Source organism: Bradyrhizobium sp. NAS96.2 (assembly GCF_001908235.1).
Taxonomy (GTDB): domain Bacteria; phylum Pseudomonadota; class Alphaproteobacteria; order Rhizobiales; family Xanthobacteraceae; genus Bradyrhizobium.
This window is the reverse complement of the sequence record NZ_LGHK01000266.1, coordinates 1-12,733: the sequence shown is the minus strand read 5'-3', so window position 1 is coordinate 12,733 and position 12,733 is coordinate 1. Positions and strand designations below refer to the sequence as shown.

Below are 12,733 nucleotides of genomic sequence, written 5' to 3'. Positions count from 1 at the left end.
CGCGGCCCTCCCCCTGGAGCGGCGGCGGCGTGCCGCACTGAGCGGCCGCTATCTTTTGGCGATAGGTCGTCGTTTGGTTGGCGCGAGATCAGTCACGCGCGCCGGGTTCGGGCCGGCGAGAATTGTCCGCCGGCGTCATCACCACGACGAACAGCATGTTGATCAGCACCCAGATCGAAAGCAGGCTCAGCGCGGTGTGCACAGCGAATTCCAGTGGAACGGGAGGCGTCGATCGGTCGACGCAATGCCACGGCGTATCAGCACCAGAGCCGAAATACGACGCGTAGTAGCCCGGGCGTAATTCTACGGGACATCACCGGACGACGGGCCGAAGGTTTGCATCAGTGAGAGGGCGGAACGAAGCGCAGGACCAGGGCGATTGAAGTCGCAGAGTGCGAAGCTGCGTCCCCACCAAAGCTGTCATCGCCCGGCTCGACCGGGCGATCCAGTACGCCGCGGCCTCTCGGCTCAAGCACCGGCGTCTCTGGAATACTGGATCACCCGCTTTCGCGGGTGATGACACCGAGAGCTTGGCTGTTTGACAGTTGAATCCGAAACCGCGGCCTCGCTATTGCAAAGCGTGGCTTGCCGAGCCGTAGCTCGCGGCCAAGGCCCGCCTACGCCCGTTGGGCTTCGGCGTGGCATCCTTCTCTCGCTTCGCGAGCGAAGGATGGTGGGTGCGACAGGGATCGAACCTGTGACCCCTACCATGTCAAGGTAGTGCTCTCCCGCTGAGCTACGCACCCAAAGCCATGTTTGGATCGGGTCCCTATAACGGACACCGGCGGGGCAGGCAAGGATACAAAGTGAAGGTTTTTTGGCGAATCAGGCCGCCAGCAACTTATTCACTTCGCTAACCAATTCCCTGAGGTGCACGGGCTTGGCCAGCACCTTGGCGTTTTTCGGCGCCTCCGAATCGGAATTGAGGGCCACCGCGGCGAAGCCGGTGATGAACATGATCTTGATATCGGGATCGAGTTCCGAGGCGCGGCGCGCCAGCTCGATGCCGTCCATCTCGGGCATCACGATGTCAGTCAGCAGCATTTCGAACGGCTCCTCGCGCAGCCGCTGGTAGGCCGACATGCCGTTGTCGTGCGGCGAGACCTTGAAACCCGCATTTTCGAGCGCCTTGACCAGAAAGCGGCGCATATCGGTGTCGTCTTCGGCGAGAAGTATTTTCGGCATGGCAGGAATCGTCGAATCCGGCTTGAGGAGCAGTCCGAACAGTAAGCCCGACAGACGGTAAATTTCGGGTGAAATTTGCGTCAAGCCAGCGGCAAATGCGCACCACGCATTTCTGGACCCAACCCGCCATCGAATCAACCGGGTGCGGCATTTCCCGACTTTAAGACGCGTTCCAGGGCGCGCCACACTCTTTTCACTTGGCAGAATGATCGCGATTACCGACAATGCCTGCCCATAAATCTCCGCTTTTCCGGCAGAATCAGTTCTTGCGGGGCGAGGCGGACGCAAGGGACGGCGCCAAGGGAATGACCGAATTTGCTGGCGAGTTGTCGCCCCCGTTCGAGATCGTTGAGCCGCAGGCCTGGCGCGCGCCGATCATCTTCAATTCCCCGCATTCGGGCTCGGTCTATCCTGCCGAATTCCTTGAGGCGTCGCGTATAGATGTGGCGGCGCTGCGCCGCTCCGAAGACAGCTTCATGGACGAGTTGATCGCCGGCGTGAGCGATCGCGGCTTTCCGATCGTCCGGGTCAACTTCCCGCGCTCCTATGTCGACGTGAACCGCGAGCCCTATGAGCTCGATCCGCGGATGTTCACCGGGCGGCTGCCGAGCTTTGCCAACACGCGCTCGATGCGGGTGGCCGGCGGCCTCGGCACCATCCCGCGCGTGGTCGGCGACGGGCAGGAGATCTACCGCGAGCGGCTCGACGTCGACGACGCGCTGCGGCGGATCGAGGTGCTCTACAAGCCCTATCACCGCGCGCTGCGCCGGCTGATCAACAAGGCGCACCAGGCGTTCGGCGCCGTGATCGTGGTCGACTGCCATTCGATGCCGTCGATCGGCGTGTCGCGCGACGAACCGCGCCGGCCCGACGTCGTGATCGGCGACCGCTACGGCACGAGCTGCGCGCCGCTGCTGCCCGATCTGGTCGAGGAGATCATGAGCTCGCTCGGCTATTCGATCGGCCGCAACAAGCCCTATGCCGGCGGCTTCATCACCGAGCATTACGGCAACCCGGCGAGCGGCCTGCACACCGTGCAGATCGAGCTCAACCGTGCGGTCTATATGGATGAGCGCCACCGCGAGCGCGGACCGCGCTTCGCCCAGGTGGCAGCCGACTTCGCGACGCTCGCGGATGTGCTCGCAAAGATCCCGTTCGGTGATCTCGGGCCGTTCCAGGCGGCGGCGGAGTAGCTGCGTCCTCGAGGAGTAGCTGTGTCCTCGAATCGCGCTGCGGTGATCGACGAAGTCGTGAACCGGGAATTCAGTTGGCGGCGTGACCGGATGCGAAATTGGATTCCGCATTCACGCCGGGAAACGTCGAGCCAAGAAAAAAGGGCCGCTTGAATGAACAAGCGGCCCAAGTCTAGGGAGGAAACGCCCAAGGAGGGCAGCGATAGCGCGAGGCGCTACCGCACCGCAACAATATGCGACCGCGCTGCACAAAACGCAAGAACTTTCGAAACATTTCCCGCGTATTTGTTAATTGGCTGTCGAATTTGCCACAGCTCCAGATCGGCACTTTTTGTTATTCAATATCAATATTTTACGGGAAAAATTCCGGCCGGACGGCGGGTTGTGCATAGCTTGTATACCAGAACTCGCGACTTCGTGATCCGCTCTGGAGCCGGGGAGACTTTCGAATCCGAGCCAAATCGAAAGTCCGGAACCGGTCATCAGGCTGGGATAACACTCCGTTAATCGTGCGCACCGCATTGGATTGAGTTAGGCAAGAACGCATTCGATCCTTTCCGCGTCGTTTGCGCATTTCGGGGACACGCCGTGACGGTCATCGACTTTACCGCCTTCATCGGCCGCCTCGCGACCGCATCCGGCGAAACCATCCTGCCCTTCTTCCGCACCTCGCTCTCGGTCGACAACAAGAGCTCGAACGATTTCGATCCGGTCACCGAGGCCGACCGGGCCGCCGAGGCGGTGATGCGGCGGCTGATCAAGGCGAACTTCCCCCAGCACGGCATCGTCGGCGAGGAGTTCGGCAATGAGCGGCAGGACGCCGACTATGTCTGGGTGCTCGACCCGATCGACGGCACGAAGTCCTTCATCGCCGGCTTTCCGATCTGGGGCACGCTGATCGCGCTGCTGCACAAAGGTACGCCGGTATTCGGCATGATGCACCAGCCTTATATCGGCGAGCGTTTCCTGGGCGACAACGGCTCGGCGAACTATTCCGGGCCGTCGGGCGAGCGGCGGCTCTCGGTGCGGCGCTGCGCCACGCTGAAAGAGGCGACGGTCTTCACCACCAGCCCGCTTCTGATGAATCCGGATGACCGCGCGCGCTTCGGCCGTGTCGAGCAGGCGGCGCGCCTGTCACGCTACGGCGGCGACTGCTACTCCTATTGCATGCTCGCGGCCGGCCACCTCGACCTCGTGATCGAGACCGAGCTGAAACCCTACGACATTGCCGGCCTGATCCCGATCGTCACCGGCGCCGGCGGCGTCGTCACCACCTGGGACGGCAAGCCGGCGCAAGGCGGCGGCCGCATCATCGCAGCCGGCGATCCGCGCGTGCATGAAGCCGCGATGAAGCTGCTCAACGCCTGAGATTCTCATCGCCTGATTTGTTGAGTTGTCGGGCGACTGATCTGCGCCCATCCTGACGGCAACCAGAAAAGTCAGGGATCGGCGCACATGACGATTTGCGGCAGGCTGCTGGCAGCGTTGTTCCTGCTTCTCGCGGCCATTGCGGCTTCGGCCCAGGAGTTCCCGACCGAGTTCCCGACCAAGCCGATCCGTTTGATCGTGCCGTTCCCGCCGGGCGGGCCGAACGACATCATCGCACGCGTGATCGGGCAGAAGATGTCGGAACAGGTGAAGCAACCGATCATCGTCGACAACCGCGCCGGCCAAGGCGGCGTGCTCGGCACCGACGCGGTCGCGAAGGCCGCGCCCGACGGCTACACGGTTGCGATCGCGAGCGCCGGCGCACTGGCGATCAGCCCGAGCATGGAGAAGGTCGCCTACGAAACGCTGAAGGATCTCGCGCCGGTGACGCTGGTCGCGACCGTGCCCGAGATGCTGGTGGTCGCCACCAACGTGCCGGCGAACAACATGAGCGAACTGGTCGCGCTCGCCAAGGCTCAGCCGGGCAAGCTCAACTTCGCCTCCTCCGGCCCCGGCAGCCTGCCGCATCTGGCCTGCGAATTGTTCAAGCTGACGGCGAAGATCGACATCGTCCACGTGCCCTATCGCGGCGCCGCGCCGGCGGTGAACGATCTCCTTGGGCAGCAGGTGCAGATGACCTTCCTCGACCTGCCGGTGATCCTGCCGCAGATCAAGGCCGGCTCGCTGCGGCCGATCGCGCTCGGCGGCCGCGAACGCGCCCCGACCGCGCCCGACGTGCCGGCCACGACGGAGGTCGGCATGCCCGACCTGATCATCGAGAACTGGTACGGCATGGTCGCGCCTGCCGGAACGCCGCCGGCGATCGTCGCAAGATTGAACAAACTTGCGACCGATGCGATGGCTGATCCCGCGGTCAAGGCAAGACTCGCCGAGCAAGGCCTGACGCTGGCCGGCGACACGCCGGAGCATTTCCGCGACTTCATCGCCGCCGACATCAAGCGATGGGCGAAGGTGATCCAGGATGCCGGCGTGGTGACGGCGAAGTAACGCTAATAATCCAGCCGGCCGCGCAGTTCCTCGAACGGAACCATGACGTGCTTACGAAACGGCGGGCGCTGTTGCAGCGTCCGATACCAGCGCTCGACTGCCGGCAGCGCCGGGCGCGTGATCTCGAGCTCGAAGTAGCGATAGAGCGAGGTTCCGGCGGTGATGTCGGCGAGCGACAGGCTCTCGCCGAGCAGGAACGGATTATTCTCAAGGAGGCGTTCGAGCTTGGCGAAATGCTGCTCGCAGCGGGCGAGCGCCGTCTTAATCGCCGGCCAATTGCGCTGCGCTTCAGGCGTGCGGAAGAATCCCCAGAACACGCCGCCGAGAAAATCCGGCTGCAACGCGGTCTGCGACCAGTCCATCCAACCGTCGACCCGCGCCCTTATGACGGGATCGTCGGACCAGAACCGCCCTGCCCCATGCCGCGCGGCGAGGTAGCGCAGGATGGCATGGGATTCCCAAATGGTTGCCTCGTCATCCCTGATGACAGGCACCCTGCCGTGCGGGTTCATCGCCAGGAAGGCCGGCGCATCGAGCCCGCCGAACGCGCCGCCGGCATCGATGTGCTGGTGCGCCAGATCGAGCTCGCCGATCAGCCACATCACCTTCTGCACGTTGAACGAACTGCGCCGTCCCCAGACCCTGAGCATTGCACTCTCCTCGCATGTCAGCGCTGCGCTTCAGACCGCAAATATTCCACGAGCTGCTTGGCGGCGCGCGGCAACGCCTTGAAGCTGCGGGCGCAGATTGTCAGCCGGCGGTTGGCCCAGCCGTCGCGGATCCTTATCGTCGTGATCGCCATCGACGCCGCACAGCGCCGCGCCGCGGTTTCCGGGATCACCGCGACGCCGACATCGGCGGCGACCATCTGGCAGATGGCGTCGAAGCCGCGCAGGCGGGCACGGAAGCGCAGCCGCGCACCAAGCTTTGCCGCGTGGCGGGAAATATGGACCTGCAACGCGGACGTCGCCGTGAGGCCGACGAAATCACGCCCGACCACCTCCTGGAAGTCAATCTGGCGGCGGTTGCCGAGATCGCTGCGGCGCGGCGCCACCAGCATCAGGCGGTCCTCGCTGAACAGGAAGCGCTCGACGCTGTCGGGCAGCGCGTGTTCCGCGGCGAAACCGAGATCGGCGGCGCCGCTGGCGATCGCGGTCGCGATATCGGTGCTCTCGCGCTCCTCGACATCGACGCTGATATCGGGATGTTCGTGCAGGAAGGCCGCCAGCGCCCGCGGCAGATGCTCCGACAGGCCCGAGGTGTTGGCGAGCAGCAGCACGTTGGCGCGGACGCCGCTGGCATAGGCGGCAAGATCGCTTTGCAACGCTTCGACGTTGTGGATGACGATGCGGGCGTGGCCGAGCAGGCTCTCGCCCGCCGCGGTCAGTTCGACGCCGCGGCGGCCGCGCTTGAGCAGCGCGACGCCGAGCGCCTCCTCGAGGCCCTTGATTCGCTCGCTGGCCGAGGCTAGCGCCATGTTCGCCCGCGCCGCGCCCTGCGTGATGCTGCGCGCATCGGAAACCGCGATGAACAATTGCAAATCGATCAAGTCGAACCGCATGACGTGTCCCGCCCCATTCCTTCGGACAGCCCGAAGGCTAACTCCGTAACCTCCAGATTGTGCCGATCGCGTCGATCGGTCAATGTCCGGCCATGGTCGACCATCTCCTGATCTTCATCGCGTTCGCCTTCCTGCTTGCCGGTTTCGTCAAGGGCACGCTCGGCCTCGGTCTGCCGACGGTCGCGATGGGGCTGCTCGCGACCACGATGGCGCCGGGCCAGGCGATCGCGATCGTGATCGTGCCGGCGATCGTCACCAATATCTGGCAGACCTTTGTCGGCCCCTATCTGCGCGACATCCTCAGGCGGCTGTGGCCGCTGATGCTCGGCACCGTCGCCGGAATCTGGATCAATGCCGGGCTGTTGACGGGGCCTTACGCCGCCTACGGCACCGTCGTGCTCGGCGTGCTGCTGGTGATCTACGCGATCGTCGGCCTCAGCCGGTTCAACTTCAAGGTCGCGCGGCGCAATGAGAAATGGATCGGCGGCATCGTCGGCGTCATCACCGGGCTGATCTCGGCGGCGACCGGCGTCCAGGTCATTCCCTCGATGCCGTTCATGCAGGCGATCGGCATGGAGAGGGACGAACTGGTGCAGGCGCTCGGCGTCTTCTTCACCACCGCGACGCTGGCGCTCGCCTTCAACCTCACGGCCTCGGGCCTGCTGACCGCGGCGACTGCGCTGCCGGGCGCAGTGGCGATGGTGGCGTCGTTCATCGGCATGTTCATCGGCCAGGCCGTCCGCACACGGATGCAGCCGGATGTGTTCCGGCGCTGGTTCCTGATCGCGATGATCCTGCTCGGCATTTATCTCGCCGGCAGCGCGCTGCTCAAGATCCACGGCTAGATTGTTGTTCGACGCGTTTTCTTCACGCGGACCGGTAAACCACTTCGCTCGAAAACGCGCTGGCGACGCCTAGCGCGCCTCCAGCATGGCGACGCGGACGCCGAGATAGATGAACAGCGCGCCGAGCGAGCGGTTGATCCAGGCGATCACGCCCGCCGAATGCCGGATGCGGCCGGCGGCCCTCGCCGCAAAGGCCGCGAGGCCAAGACACCACAGCGTGCCGCCGGTGATGAAGATTAGCCCGAGCACCAGGAAGGCGAGCGTCTTGTGGGCCGAGTCCGCCGCCACGAATTGCGGCAGGAACGCCAGGAAGAACAGCGCCACCTTGGGGTTGAGGATATTGGTCAGGGCGCCCTGCCAGAACACGCGCGAGATCGAGGTCTCGCCGCCCTGACCCGCGATCTCAGCGATCGGCTTGGCGCGCACCAGCAGCATTTGCAGGCCGGTGAGCACCAGATAGGCCGCGCCGATCAGCTTGACAGCCAGGAATGCGGTCGACGACGCCATCAGCAGCGCCGACAGCCCGATCGCCGCGCCCAGCACATGGACCAGACAGCCGCAGCTGATACCGATCGCCGCAGCGGCACCGCCGCGCCATCCGAGCTGAATCGTGCGCCCGATGATATAAGCGGTATCCGGCCCCGGCGTGACGTTAAGCAACAGCCCGGACAGGACAAACAGCCAAAGTTCGTGAATTCCCAGCATTCGGCGAGATTAACCTATGTAAGTAACGAACCGGAAAGGACGGTGCCACCCTGCGCCATCCCAGCGACACACGAATTCAGTAGAGAAACGGACTGTACGATCCGTTGGTCGCATGCCAATTCCTGCTACTATGCATTATAGGTGCCCGCAAACCGAGCTTCCGCCGGACCCGGCCTGTCTTGTAAGTATCGGATTCGGTCACCTCGGCTAAGTGGCCATTCCAGGGCACAGGAGACATGGAAAGACGGCTCGCTGCCATTCTTTGCGCTGATATCGCCGGCTATTCCCGCATGATGGGGGTCGACGAGGCGGGGACGCATGCCTCGTTCAAGGCGCATCGCAGCGCGATTTACCCGATCATCCTCAACCATGGCGGCCGAATCGTCAAAAACACCGGCGACGGCTTCCTGCTGGAATTTCCGAGCATCATCGGCGCGATCGAGGCCGCCGTCGCGATGCAGACCCTGATGGCCGAGCGCAACGAACATCTGCCGGCCGACCGCGCCATGCATTTCCGGATGGGCGTCCACATGGGCGACGTCATGGCCGACGAGGACGAGGTGTTCGGCGATGACGTCAACATCGCCGTCCGTCTCGAGACGGTCGCCACGCCCGGCGGCATCGCGGTGTCGGACAAGGCTCGCACCGAGGCGGGACGGCGGCTTGCCGTCAGCCTGGTCGATGCCGGCCCGCACCGCTTCAAGAACATCACCGAACCGGTCCACGTCTGGACTTGGGCGCCGGCTGGATCGGATCTCCAGGAGAAGACGCCGGACGACGGCCCGCATCTGCCGGGGCAATACCGGACCGCGATCGTCGGCGTGCTGCCGTTCGACAATCTGAGCGGCGGAGCCGACGAATATTTCTCTGACGGCCTGACCGAGGATCTGATCCACGCGCTGTCGCTGCAATCATTCTACCGCGTGCTGAGCCGCAACTCGACCTTCGCCTACAAGGGCAAGAACGTCTCGACCCGGCTGATCGCGCGCGAGATCGACGCGACATATTTGATCCAGGGCTCGGTGCGGCGCGCCGGCAACAAGATCCGCGTCTCCGCCGAACTGATCGCGCCCGAGAAGGGCGAGCAGCTGTGGACCGGCCGCTACGACCGCGACATGGGCGATCTGTTCGCGATGCAGGACGAGATCACCGCCAATCTCTCCGCCGCGGTGGCCCAGGAGATCTACCGTGCCGAGGCCTCGGCACCGGCGCGCTCGCCGAACGCCGAACTGACCGCATGGGATCGCTTCCTGAAGGGTCTGTCGCACTACTATCACCAGACCAAGACCGATTGCGAAACCGCGATCGCGCTGTTCAAGGAGGCGATCGAGCTCGATCCCGCGCTGTCGATCGCGCGCGCCTATCTCGCGCTGATCCAGATCCAGAGCATCCAGTTCGGCTGGATTCCGAGCACGCGCGAATTGTGGGCCTCGTCGGTCAGCCTGGCCGAAAGCAGCGTCCGGCTCGATCCGCGCTCGTCGTTCGCTTTTTCGCTGCTGGCCTATCTGCACGCGATGCAGGGTCATTACGAAGCCGCGATGGATGCCATCAAGCGGGCGATCGAGCTCAACCCCTACGACATGGGCGCGCGCGGCGTGCTCGGAATCTGCCATATGGTGATCGGCGATCATCGCAAGGCGGTCGATCTGTTCTCGACGGCGGTCCAGCGCGGCAACAGCGACCCGCGCTACCAGTGGGGCGCCTTGAACGCGTTCAGCCATTATTTGCTCGGACAGTATGACGCATCGCTGTCCTGGTCGCGCGAAACGCTCTACCTCAACCCGAACCATTTGCAGGGTCTTGCGGTGCGTGCCGCGGCGCTCGCCCAGCTCGGCCGCACTGAGGAGGCCGCGCAGGCAGCCGAGGCGCTGCTCGCCAACCATCCCGAGCTGACGGTCGAACGTCACTTGCGCAATTTCCACTGGAAGAACCCGGCAGACATCGCGCATTATCGCGACGGCCTCTTGAAAGCCGGCCTCCCGTTCGGCAAAATCGCTCTGGTTGCATCCGCATCGAAATTCGCCGTCGACTCCTGAGCGAATTCATCCACCGGTAATGGATGCTTTTTAAGCTGAAGCTTTTCAGGATGTGGTTTGATGTCCGATACGGCTGCAAGCGCGGCGCCTGCCCCGCAGGTCTCCCCTGACAATCCCTGCCCGTTCCTGCGAGCACTGGTCGCAGGCGGCTATGTCGGCGGCCATATCGTGCCGCTGCGAGAGCTGACCGAAACCATCGACCGCGCCACCGGCAAGACCGGCCTTCCGGCGCTCAACGCCGGCGCCAAGATCTTCATGGTCGCGCAGATGGCCAACGGCATCGGCCCGTTTAGCCAAATGCGCAGCCTGTTGCAGGGCGCGATCCTCGACGAATTGCGCAACGGCCCGCTCGACAAGCACGGCGCCGGCTCGCGCATCCTCGATCAGCATGCCGTCGTGCATGAGGACGAGATCGCGCGGCTCGCGACCTTCGGCTCGGACTACAAGGCGCCCGACGGCAGCGTCGAACGCGGGCTGTCGGCATCCGAGATCAAGACCTTCATGGCCGCGAACTTCCAGCGCGCCAAGGACGAGCATCCGCCGTCCTACGCCATCCTGCACTGCTACTATCCTCTCCTGATGCTCGGCGAGTGGCCGGTGCTGCTCGACATCATGGGCAAGGGCGAAGGCAAGGACCGCTATCTCAGCGTCGCCGAGGTCAGGACCCTGTTCATGGAAAAGCGCTTTCCGGACCGCATCGTCGCGCTGCTCAACGGCTGAGCTGCGAGCTCCACACCAATAGACCGCTCACTTGAACAGCGGCGTGCCAGGCACGAAGGCGTCGAAGGCCGCCCAGAACTGTGCGCGGTAACGATCCTGCTCCTGCAGGATCTCGTGCTTGGAGCCGGCGATCACGAGATGCGAGCCGGCGCGCAGGTGATAAGCGAACTCCTCGATCGCCGCCGTCGACACCACCTCGTCATTGCTCGCCGCCAGCATCAGGATCGGCTGGCGGATCTCGGACGGATACGACATGCCGCGGAAGGTGCGCATCGCGGTGAACGCGGTATCGGCCCATGCGATCGTCGGCGCGGCGATGCCGAGCGTCGGGTCTTCCTCCAGGATCGCTGCGTTGCGGGCGTGCCGCACCGGATCGCTGGTCACGGGATTGCCGATGAAGGGCGCGAGCCCGACCAGCTCGCTGCTGCCGCCCGGAATGTAATTGCCGCCTTGCCCGGTCCAACGCATGATCCGAAGCAGCGCGCTCGGAAAGAACGACACGCGCTTGCGCGGCAGGTCGATCATCGGCGCCGACAGCACCATGCGGTCGAACCAGCGCTTGCCGGCATGCGCGAGGCGCAGCATGACCGCGCCGCCCATCGAATGCGCCAGCGCGAAATAGGGCGGCGGGCAATCCGGCAGCACCACCTGCTGCACGAAGGCTTCTACGTCGATCTCGTAATCCGCGAAGTCGCGCACATACCCCTTGCGCGGATCGCGCAGCCGCCGCGACGAATGGCCCTGCCCGCGCCAGTCGATCATCGCCACCGCAAAGCCGCGGTCGCGCAGGTCGCGCACCGTCTCGAAGTATTTTTCGATCATCTCGCCGCGCCCGCCGAACACGCAGACGGTGCCCTTGCGGCCGGGCGGCGGCGCCCAGCGCGCAAAGCGCAGCTCGGCTCCGTCTGGTGTCTTGATGGTGCCACTGACAACGTCGTCCGGAACCGGGTTGGCGGGAATCGAGACGAGCGTCATGCGGGAGACCGGCGTGGTGAGACAGGGTGGAGATCAAGGACGCCGACGCCAAAAAAAGCGACGCGGTTTCCGCCTCTTGAACGCGACGTGACCCCTCCCATATCACTTCAGTGCAGGCCGCTACCAGTGTTTCGGAACCGGAACACGAGGCTGCACAGATCTAAGCCCGGCCCGATGGCGGGCGGGTAACTGAAACAGTCGCTCATTGGAGGACTACCCTATGCGTAGCTACGACCTCACTCCGTTTTATCGTTCCACCGTCGGCTTCGACCGCCTCTTCAGCCTGCTCGATCAGGTGACCTCGGACGGCAGCCCCGGCTATCCCCCCTACAACATCGAGCGCACCGGCGAGAATGCTTACCGGATCAGCGTCGCGGTCTCCGGCTTCTCGCAGGCCGAGCTTTCGATCGTCGCGAAGGAAAACACGCTGACAATCAAGGGCGAGAAATCCGCCAACGAGAACTCCGGCAACGGCTCGGAAGTGCTCTATCGCGGCATCGCCTCCCGCGCCTTCGAGCGCGTTTTCCAGCTTGCCGACTTCGTGCAGGTGAAGAACGCTTCGCTCGAGAACGGCCTGCTCCACGTCGATCTCGTTCGCGAGATTCCCGAGGCCAAGAAGCCCCGCAGCATTCCGATCGGCGGCGAGAAGGCCCCGCAGGTCGTCGACGGCTCGGCGAAGGTCGCGGCCTAAGGAATGCCCCCCGCGTCAGCAGATATTGGCTGAACGCGAAAACGCCCCGGGAAACCGGGGCGTTTTTTTGTTGCACGCTTAACTTTCGTAGCCCGGATGGAGCGAAGCGAAATCCGGGAGGTCGTGCCGCGGGGAGCGATCCCCGGATTGCGCTTCGCTCCATCCGGGCTACGCGGCGACCTAGGTTACTCCAGCCCCTGCACCTTCGGCATTTCCTGGGTCGGCAGGATCGCAGGCGCGGGCGCCGCCGGCGGCGGCGCGGTCTGCCCGACGGTCGGGACCTCGGCTTGCTGGACGGGCTTGGGTGCCGCGGCCGCCTGGGGTCTCGGCCGGCTTCGGCGCAGCTGCGGCCTGCTCGGCAGGCGCGGGTGCTACGGCCTGGGCGG

The 12,733-nt window shown here is 64.5% G+C and carries 13 protein-coding genes and 1 tRNA gene; 7 read left to right on the top strand and 7 right to left on the bottom strand.

All coding sequences use genetic code 11. From position 1 onward, the window contains the following. Positions 1-671 precede the first annotated feature (671 nt). Positions 672-746, bottom strand: a tRNA-Val gene (locus tag AC628_RS38585). Between the two features lie 79 nt (positions 747-825). Then, the gene (cpdR, locus tag AC628_RS38580) at positions 826-1,185 is read right to left on the bottom strand and encodes a cell cycle two-component system response regulator CpdR (RefSeq protein WP_016843340.1); all 360 of its coding nucleotides are present in this window, start codon (positions 1,183-1,185) and stop codon (positions 826-828) included. 305 nt (positions 1,186-1,490) lie between these two features. On the opposite strand from cpdR, the gene AC628_RS38575 reads away from it, so the two are divergent. From AC628_RS38575 to AC628_RS38565, 3 genes are all read left to right on the top strand, one after another. Beyond that, positions 1,491-2,378, top strand: coding sequence for an N-formylglutamate amidohydrolase (locus tag AC628_RS38575; protein ID WP_074131866.1), 888 nt, complete (start codon positions 1,491-1,493; stop codon positions 2,376-2,378). 588 nt (positions 2,379-2,966) lie between these two features. Further along, positions 2,967-3,746, top strand: coding sequence for a histidinol-phosphatase (hisN, locus tag AC628_RS38570; RefSeq protein ID WP_074131865.1), 780 nt, complete (start codon positions 2,967-2,969; stop codon positions 3,744-3,746). Positions 3,747-3,833: 87 nt separating this feature from the next. Next, positions 3,834-4,814, top strand: a complete 981-nt coding sequence (locus AC628_RS38565) for a tripartite tricarboxylate transporter substrate binding protein (RefSeq protein ID WP_074131864.1) — start codon at positions 3,834-3,836, stop codon at positions 4,812-4,814. 2 nt (positions 4,815-4,816) lie between these two features. On the opposite strand, the gene AC628_RS38560 is transcribed toward AC628_RS38565, so the two are convergent. Beyond that, positions 4,817-5,464: a glutathione S-transferase family protein gene (locus tag AC628_RS38560; protein WP_074131863.1), complete on the bottom strand. Its 648-nt coding sequence runs from the start codon at positions 5,462-5,464 to the stop codon at positions 4,817-4,819. Between the two features lie 17 nt (positions 5,465-5,481). Then, on the bottom strand, positions 5,482-6,375 hold the full coding sequence (locus tag AC628_RS38555) for a LysR family transcriptional regulator (protein ID WP_074131862.1): 894 nt from the start codon (positions 6,373-6,375) through the stop codon (positions 5,482-5,484). A 92-nt stretch (positions 6,376-6,467) separates the two neighbouring features. Here AC628_RS38555 and AC628_RS38550 point away from each other — a divergent pair, with 92 nt between their 5' ends. Beyond that, positions 6,468-7,220, top strand: a complete 753-nt coding sequence (locus tag AC628_RS38550; RefSeq protein ID WP_074131861.1) for a sulfite exporter TauE/SafE family protein — start codon at positions 6,468-6,470, stop codon at positions 7,218-7,220. A gap of 69 nt (positions 7,221-7,289) precedes the next feature. Here AC628_RS38550 and AC628_RS38545 read toward each other — a convergent pair whose 3' ends face one another. Next, a complete protein-coding gene (locus AC628_RS38545) occupies positions 7,290-7,925 on the bottom strand; it encodes a LysE family translocator (RefSeq protein WP_074131860.1) in 636 nt (211 codons plus the stop codon). Between the two features lie 236 nt (positions 7,926-8,161). Here AC628_RS38545 and AC628_RS38540 point away from each other — a divergent pair, with 236 nt between their 5' ends. Together AC628_RS38540 and AC628_RS38535 are read left to right on the top strand one after the other, a co-directional pair. Further along, positions 8,162-9,961 carry an adenylate/guanylate cyclase domain-containing protein gene (locus tag AC628_RS38540; RefSeq protein ID WP_074131859.1) on the top strand — a complete coding sequence of 600 codons (1,800 nt, stop codon included), beginning with the start codon at positions 8,162-8,164 and terminating at the stop codon, positions 9,959-9,961. A 60-nt stretch (positions 9,962-10,021) separates the two neighbouring features. Further along, entirely contained in the window at positions 10,022-10,681 is a 660-nt protein-coding gene (locus AC628_RS38535; protein WP_074131858.1) for a hypothetical protein, read from the top strand. A gap of 27 nt (positions 10,682-10,708) precedes the next feature. Here the strand turns inward: AC628_RS38535 and AC628_RS38530 are convergent, their stop codons facing one another. Further along, positions 10,709-11,656 carry an alpha/beta hydrolase gene (locus tag AC628_RS38530; protein ID WP_074131857.1) on the bottom strand — a complete coding sequence of 316 codons (948 nt, stop codon included), beginning with the start codon at positions 11,654-11,656 and terminating at the stop codon, positions 10,709-10,711. Positions 11,657-11,876: 220 nt separating this feature from the next. Here AC628_RS38530 and AC628_RS38525 point away from each other — a divergent pair, with 220 nt between their 5' ends. Continuing rightward, a complete protein-coding gene (locus AC628_RS38525; RefSeq protein WP_074131856.1) occupies positions 11,877-12,347 on the top strand; it encodes an Hsp20 family protein in 471 nt (156 codons plus the stop codon). A gap of 180 nt (positions 12,348-12,527) precedes the next feature. Here AC628_RS38525 and AC628_RS44940 read toward each other — a convergent pair. Then, positions 12,528-12,733 (bottom strand): hypothetical protein (locus tag AC628_RS44940; RefSeq protein WP_210190320.1); only part of this gene is annotated, 206 nt, incomplete at its 5' end.